Genomic DNA, 6,673 nt, shown 5'->3' with positions numbered 1-6,673 from the left:
CCGGCGCCGATCTCGGCGTCGCCGAGGTACGTCAGGTGGTTGGCCTTGGAGCCGCGGCCGAGGCGCGTCTTCTTGGTTTCGACGAAATTACCCACGTGCGCGCCCTCGCCTACGTCGGTTCCCGGACGCAGGTGGGAATAGGGGCCGACAATGGCGCCACGGCGCACTCGTGACTGGTCGAGAACGCAGCCGGGACGGATGGTGACGCCGCTCTCGATCTCGCAGTCGCTGATTACGCTGTATGAGCGGATGCGGCAGTCGCCACCGATGCGCGTCTTGCCCAGAATCTGCACGAAAGGCTCGACGACCGTGTCCGGTGCGATTTCAACCGCGGCATCGATGACGCAGGTTTCGGGCTGAAAGATGGTCACGCCGGAGTCCATGAGTCGCGCGCACTTTTCGCGACGCAGCAGGGCGTCCAGTTCTACCAGTTCCGCACGCGTGTTGGCGCCGAGAACTTCTTCAGAGCTTTCAGCACGCAACGCGACCACGCGCTCCCCGGCGGCCGCCAGGATCGCCGCCATGTCGGTGAGATAGAACTCGCGATGATAGTTGGCGGTCGAGAGGCGGCGAATATACCGGAAGAGGGGCGCCACGGCGAAAGCGTAGATGCCGGAGTTGATCTCGCGCGCATCCTGCTGTTGGGGGGTGAGCGCGCGGGCCTCGACGATGGCGGAGACCCCGTCACCGTTGGTGCGGATCACACGGCCATAGGCGGCGGGGTCGGGCGGCTCGGCGGTGAGGATGGTCATGGCGGCGCCTTGCGCGCGATGAAAATCGCGCAGCCGAGCGACGGTTTCCGGGCGCACGCGGGGCACGTCGCCGGAGAGCACCAGAACATGCGAATAGGGCGCCAGCGCGCGGCGCGCCACCATGAGCGCGTGTCCGGTGCCGCGCTGTGGCTGCTGCACCACGAAACGCACGCCGGTGGAGGCAACGGCTTCGCGTACGCGCTCGGCCTCGTGGCCGATGATGACGTGGATGTCGCGGGCGGGCACGACTTGGCGCGCAGCGTCAATCACGTGGGCAAGCAGCGGCCTGCCTCCGACCGGATGCAGCACCTTGGGATGCTTCGACTTGAGCCGCGTCCCCTTGCCCGCCGCCAGAATGGCGATGGCGAAGCGCGCCTTGCCGCGTGTGCCCATGCGGGGACTATCTTAGCAGGGAGTGTTTCGGCGAATCGGCTATGGAGCCGCGGGCCGCCAACGCCGCACCCTGTCCCTCGCCATGGGATGGAATGAAGGGGTTAGGGCAGGAAGCTTCGGAACAAAAGGGGGGCACCGTGTTCGCCTTGGACCGAAGTGTGATAGATGGAGGTTTGTGCGATGCGATCCTACTTCAACCCACCCTTCGCTGCGCGAAGAGTGGGGCACCCTCAGCGTCGGTACCGGTGACGGAAGGATGGGCCACCCGTCCGTTTTGGATGATCCAACCATCCTCGGGGATTTCGACAAGTTCCTTAACAACACGATTTCAGGCAACCTGATCGGTGCGGCTGACCTGACTTCGGAAGGAGTCGACGCTGCCACTTCTGTCGTGGCAGGCCAAATAGCCACTGTAAACACGCAAGGAGCATTCTTCAATGAAGGTCCAGATGCAGGTCACTATTTCGTCGTTGATAGAGGGCGTTTCTCGGGCGGTTCCTTCGGGGCTCAAGTGTTCATCATGCTGCATGAGATTGCCCACCTAACGAAGGTCATACCAAACGACAGGACAGGGAACAAGGAAAGGGACAAGAAACTCCATGAGAGGAACGACAAAGCTGTGGACAAGAACTGCAACCAGACACTTAAGGACGCTTCCAATCAGTAGAGCTAGGTGTTTACTCGCTGTCCTTGCGTTTGTGCTCTCCCGGTGGACTCCCTACGCGGAAGCACAGGTGGCTCCAGTTCATATTGAGTTTCCTCGGTACCCGGAGATGGCCTTATATGCGCAGGTTCAAGGGAAGGTGCATGTTCGTGTTCATGTGGCCATGGACGGGACCGTGGAAACGGTTCGGCTTGTGGATGGGCACGAGCTCCTAGCGACACCAGCTCTGCAAAGCGCACGAGCTTGGCGGTTCCCCCGGATGCCTCAGACGGACGATTTCGAGCTCATTTTCGATTTTCGGCTCGAAAAAGAGCGCACGCCCTGCCCTCGCGATAGAGTATTCTTCGACGCGCCCAACATTGCTGTCATCGCTTCCAATCCTCCGCCGAAAGGAGGCGACAGCTGGCCAACAGTACCTAGGAAAAGGGAAGAATCGCAGTAGTCGTGACCGGAGCATCTTGCGCGCAGAAGCGAGCCGCGAAGGCTGCCTCACGCCCGCCGCTGCCGCACGAGGTCGAGCAGCAGGGAGGCGAGGCGGTCGGAGCGGTGGCGGGCGACGCCGTCCGGCTCGAGCAGGTCAGCGAGCACCGGACGGACGCCCAGGGCGGCGATGGCATCGAGATCGTTGACGACCTGGGCCGCGCCCTCCAGGGCGTAACGGGCGCGCAGTTCTGCCGAAAGCGGCGCCGAGTTCAGCACCGCCAGGTCGAAGACCCTGGTGCCCGCGTGCTGAAAGATGGCGCGGATATGATCGGCGGCGCTGAGCCCCAGACTCTCATTGGCCTGGGTCATGAGATTGCCGACGTAGACCTTGAGCGCGGGCGCGGCGGCGATGGCTTCCGGGATGCCGTGCACGCACAGGTTGGGAATGAGGCTGGTGAACAGAGATCCCGGCCCGATGGTGATGAGGTCGGCAGCGGCGATGGCGGCCAGGGTCTGCGGCAAGGGCCGCGCATCGGGCGGCACGAGGTAGAGTTCCTGGATGCGCCGGGAACTGGCGCTGATGGCGGTTTCTCCGCGCACGCGCGAGCCGTCGTCCATGAGGGCTTCCAGTTCCACATCGGCGGTGGTGGAAGGGAAGATCTGGCCGCGCGCGGCGAGTATCCCCGAAGAGAGGCGCACGGCTTCGGCAAAGTCGCCGGTGATGGAAGTCAGGGCACTGAGGAAGAGGTTGCCGAAGTTGTGTCCCTCCAGGCCGGAGCCGGAAGCGAAGCGGAACTGGAAGAGGCGGCTGAGCAGGGCCTCGTCCTCCGAGAGCGCCACCATGCAGTTGCGGATGTCGCCGGGCGGGAGCATGTGCAGCTCGCGGCGCAGGCGGCCGCTGGAGCCACCGTCGTCGGTTACGGTGACGACGGCGGTGAGGTCGGCAACCGGGAAGGAAGAGGAACCCGGCGGCATGGCCGCATCCAGCACGTGCCGCTTCAGACCGCGCAGGACCACGGAGAGTCCTGAGCCTCCGCCCAATGCCACGACACGACAACCGGGCGTGACTTCCGCTTGGACTGGAGAACTCATGGGAGAGGAAGCGACTGCCAGTTTACCGCCGCCTGCCCTCCGCAGGGACCGAGGGCGGCGCTTCGACACCTTCCTCCGGGTAGAGCAGTTCGGTGAAGCGGGGATCGTCGAACAGGTTCTGGAAGTCGGGATCGTTGCGCGCCTGCAGGCGGTTGGCGGCGTTCATGCGAATGGCACGGTCCAGGCTGCGGAGCGAGTCCTCCACGCGGCCGGCCAGGCAATCCAGGACGGAGAGGCCATACACGGCATAGTCCGCCTTGGGGTGCTGCTTGAGGATCTTCTCCAGATGGCTGCGGGCTTCCGGGTAGCTGCCGGAGTTCATGAGGGAAATGGCGTAGTCGTAGTGCTCCTCTGGCGTCTTGAAGCTGGTTCCAGTGCGCGCCAGGTGCTGGTTGCAGGTGTTCAGATGCACCGCGGCCCGATCCGCCAATTCCCGGCTGGGGCCTTTCACGACCTTCTCCAACAGCGCTTTCGCCCGCTCGAACTTGTGCTCCTGCATGGCCTTCAAGCCGGCTTCGTAGTTTTCCACAAGCTGGGTGAGCGCAGGGTCGTCCAGCTGGGCCACATGCCGTAAAGGCTGCGGTCGAGCGGATTGAACGAAGCTCGCGGTCCGCGCAGACGCCTTTCTTTTCTTTCGCTTAGCTGCGGAACGCTTGAGCTTTGCTGCGCCTTTTCGTTTCATCACTAACGCTTTCCGTGGGGAAGGGATTGCAAGGCCCCTGTGCACATCTGTGGAAAACAACCGGCAGCACCGGACCAAGAACCAATGAAGCAGCCCTTATACGCGCAACTGACGAATGCGTCAACTGCACCAGAGACGGTGCAATGCTACGGAGTGGAACCTTCCTGCTGGAGGTCGATCTGCTGCCAGTCCCCACGGATGATGCCTTCGCGGATCTGGGCCGCGGTCTTCTTCTTCTGCACCATCTGATGGGTGTAGAAGACCTCCTTCATGCAGGTGGCACAGTGAGCGCCGTGGGCGCTCTCAAAGCAGGAGCGCAGGCTGCCGTGACCGATGCTGCGGTCGCAGAAGCAATAGCAGGGCTGCTGGTAGAGCACACGGCTGTGCTTCTCGGCCAGTTCGTAAGAACGGGCCTGGAACGGGAAGCGGAAACCCTCGCCGACCCGCTCCGCCGCGGGAAGGATGGGCGGGAGTTTTGCGCTCTTCGCGGGAGGCTGGGTGTGGTAGGCAGGAATCTCGGAGGCCTGGCTGACCCACTGGGCCGAAGTGGCCGCGGTCACCAAAGCCACAAATGCAAGCGTCAGGATTCGTCTCATGAGAGCTCCACCGCTATTCTACCCTAGCGTTGGATGGCGGAGAAAGCGGAAGGGTTACCAAGGGTTCACGCCCTCGGGATTACCTTTGTGCGGCCGGATTCATCTAAAATCGGAGCGGAACAGGACAGCATGCTCACGGACAAAAGCCAGCCCGCAGCCGAGCACGCAGCGGCGCCGAGGTCTGTGTGGCAGACGTGGGTGCGCGACCTGCTGATCGCCTGCGGTATTGCCGCCTTCATCATCCTGTTCCTGTACCAGCCGGTGAAGGTGGAAGGCAACAGCATGCTGCCCAGCCTGGAAGACCAGCAGCGCATTTTCATCAACAAATTCGTATACCGGCTGGAGGCCATCCATCACGGCGACATCGTGGTGTTCCGCTATCCGCGCGACCCGTCGAAGAGCTACATCAAGCGCGTGATTGGAGTGCCCGGAGACCGGGTGCGGGTGGCGGCGGGACGCGTGCTGCTGAACGGCACCTTGATCGATGAGCCTTATGTCCCCAAGCAGTATTGGGATTTCCGTTCCTATCCCGAGGTCCTGGTGCCGCCGGGGGCGTACTATGTCCTGGGCGACCACCGCCTGATGTCGAATGACAGCCGCGAGTTCGGGCCGGTGCGCGAAGAGAACATTTACGGCAAGGCGGTTTTCGTATACTGGCCGGTGGCGCGGCTGGGAACGCTGCAATAGGAATCAAGCGCAGTCGGACCGCGCAGGTTTGCGGCACTGGGGGAGGCTGTGGCGGACGAACAGCAGGCCGGTCAGCCGGAACAGGCGCCGGAGGAGTCCGGAGAACAAGAGCAGGATCGACGGGGGCAGGGCACGGTCATCGGGGCCCTGATTCTGGCGATCCTAGGAGCGTTCCTGTCGTTCTTCGCGGTAGTGCTGGTGACGCTGCTGGGGCTGTTGCTCACGGTGCGTGACACCGGGGATTGGGCCGCCCCGATGGGCACCGTCATCGTGCAGGTAGCGGCGCCGACCGCGTTCGTGGTTTTCTTCATCACGCTGGTGCTGATGCTGCGCCGGCTGCGCTGAACGTCAAGCTTGGCGCTTCCGCGATTGCCTGCTAGAATTCATAAAATCCAGTTCCCGGAGCGCGAATGGAGGCCATCCTGGCGCTGGAAGACGGACGCGTCTTCCGCGGCAAGGGGTTCGGTGCAAAAGGCGAGTGCTACGGGGAAGTCGTTTTTAATACCGCCATCACCGGCTACCAGGAGATCTTCACCGATCCGTCCTACGCCGGGCAGATCGTAGTCCTTACCAATCCCCAGATCGGAAACTACGGGACCAATCCTGACGACCAGGAGTCCACGCGGCCCTACATCGAAGGGCTGGTGGTGCGCGAGTTCTCGCGCATCAGCTCCAACTGGCGCTCGCAGGAAGTGGCGGAAGAATACCTGGAACGCTTCAAGATCCCGGTAATCGCGGAGATCGACTCGCGAGCCGTCGTGCGCCACCTGCGCGAGCACGGAGTGATGCGCGGCGTGATCTCTTCGCTGGAGACGGACGCCGAGAAGCTCATCGCCAAGGCGCTCTCCATCCCCAAGATGGACGGCCAGGACCTGGCCAAGGTGGTCACCACCAAACAGCGCTACGTGTGGGAAGTGGGCGAGCGCTCGCATGAGCCCACCGAAGTGGTCGGGGTGAAGGACGAGCCGGCGCGCTTCCACGTAGTGGCATACGACTACGGCATCAAGCACAACATCCTGAGGAAGCTGGTGGCCAACGGCTGCAAGGTCACGGTAGTGCCGGCGGAGACGGCGGCCGAGGACGTGCTCACGCTGGCGCCCGACGGCGTCTTTCTCTCCAATGGCCCCGGCGACCCGGAGCCGTGCACGTACGCGCAGGAGAACATCCGGCGGCTGGCGGGGCGCGTGCCTATCTTCGGTATCTGCCTGGGGCACCAGTTGATCGGGCTGGCGCTGGGCGGCAAGACCTACAAGCTGAAGTTCGGCCACCACGGCGGCAACCATCCGGTGAAGCAACTGGCGACGGGTAAGGTCGAGATCACCTCGCACAACCACAACTTCGCCGTGGACCCGGATTCGCTCGCGGCCAGCGAAGTCGAGCTGAC

At 63.3% G+C, this 6,673-nt stretch carries 8 protein-coding genes; 4 read left to right on the top strand and 4 right to left on the bottom strand.

The annotated features are described in order from the left end of the window. On the bottom strand, window positions 1–1,145 hold a 1,145-nt coding region (glmU, locus tag VLE48_03090; GenBank protein HSA91970.1), incomplete at its 3' end, for a bifunctional UDP-N-acetylglucosamine diphosphorylase/glucosamine-1-phosphate N-acetyltransferase GlmU. Between the two features lie 256 nt (window positions 1,146–1,401). Between glmU and VLE48_03085 the strand changes: the two genes are divergently transcribed. Next, entirely contained in the window at window positions 1,402–1,812 is a 411-nt protein-coding gene (locus VLE48_03085) for a hypothetical protein (protein ID HSA91969.1), read from the top strand. A 486-nt stretch (window positions 1,813–2,298) separates the two neighbouring features. Here VLE48_03085 and yvcK read toward each other — a convergent pair whose 3' ends face one another. The 3 genes from yvcK to VLE48_03070 form a co-directional block, all read right to left on the bottom strand. After that, window positions 2,299–3,324 (bottom strand): uridine diphosphate-N-acetylglucosamine-binding protein YvcK, encoded by a 1,026-nt coding sequence (gene yvcK, locus VLE48_03080; GenBank protein ID HSA91968.1) that lies wholly within the window; start codon window positions 3,322–3,324, stop codon window positions 2,299–2,301. 22 nt (window positions 3,325–3,346) lie between these two features. Beyond that, entirely contained in the window at window positions 3,347–3,889 is a 543-nt protein-coding gene (locus VLE48_03075) for a tetratricopeptide repeat protein (protein ID HSA91967.1), read from the bottom strand. A gap of 263 nt (window positions 3,890–4,152) precedes the next feature. Further along, a complete protein-coding gene (locus VLE48_03070) occupies window positions 4,153–4,602 on the bottom strand; it encodes a PCYCGC motif-containing (lipo)protein (GenBank protein HSA91966.1) in 450 nt (149 codons plus the stop codon). A gap of 129 nt (window positions 4,603–4,731) precedes the next feature. Here VLE48_03070 and lepB point away from each other — a divergent pair, with 129 nt between their 5' ends. The 3 genes from lepB to carA form a co-directional block, all read left to right on the top strand. Next, the gene (lepB, locus tag VLE48_03065; protein ID HSA91965.1) at window positions 4,732–5,289 is read left to right on the top strand and encodes a signal peptidase I; all 558 of its coding nucleotides are present in this window, start codon (window positions 4,732–4,734) and stop codon (window positions 5,287–5,289) included. A 48-nt stretch (window positions 5,290–5,337) separates the two neighbouring features. Beyond that, window positions 5,338–5,634: a hypothetical protein gene (locus tag VLE48_03060; GenBank protein ID HSA91964.1), complete on the top strand. Its 297-nt coding sequence runs from the start codon at window positions 5,338–5,340 to the stop codon at window positions 5,632–5,634. A gap of 65 nt (window positions 5,635–5,699) precedes the next feature. Beyond that, on the top strand, window positions 5,700–6,673 hold a 974-nt coding region (carA, locus tag VLE48_03055), incomplete at its 3' end, for a glutamine-hydrolyzing carbamoyl-phosphate synthase small subunit (GenBank protein ID HSA91963.1).

The sequence above is a fragment of the Terriglobales bacterium genome, assembly GCA_035454605.1.
In the GTDB taxonomy this organism is placed as follows: domain Bacteria; phylum Acidobacteriota; class Terriglobia; order Terriglobales; family Acidobacteriaceae; genus DATMAB01.
The sequence above is the reverse complement of the archived record's forward strand: the minus strand, read 5'-3'. Positions and strand labels throughout refer to the sequence as shown.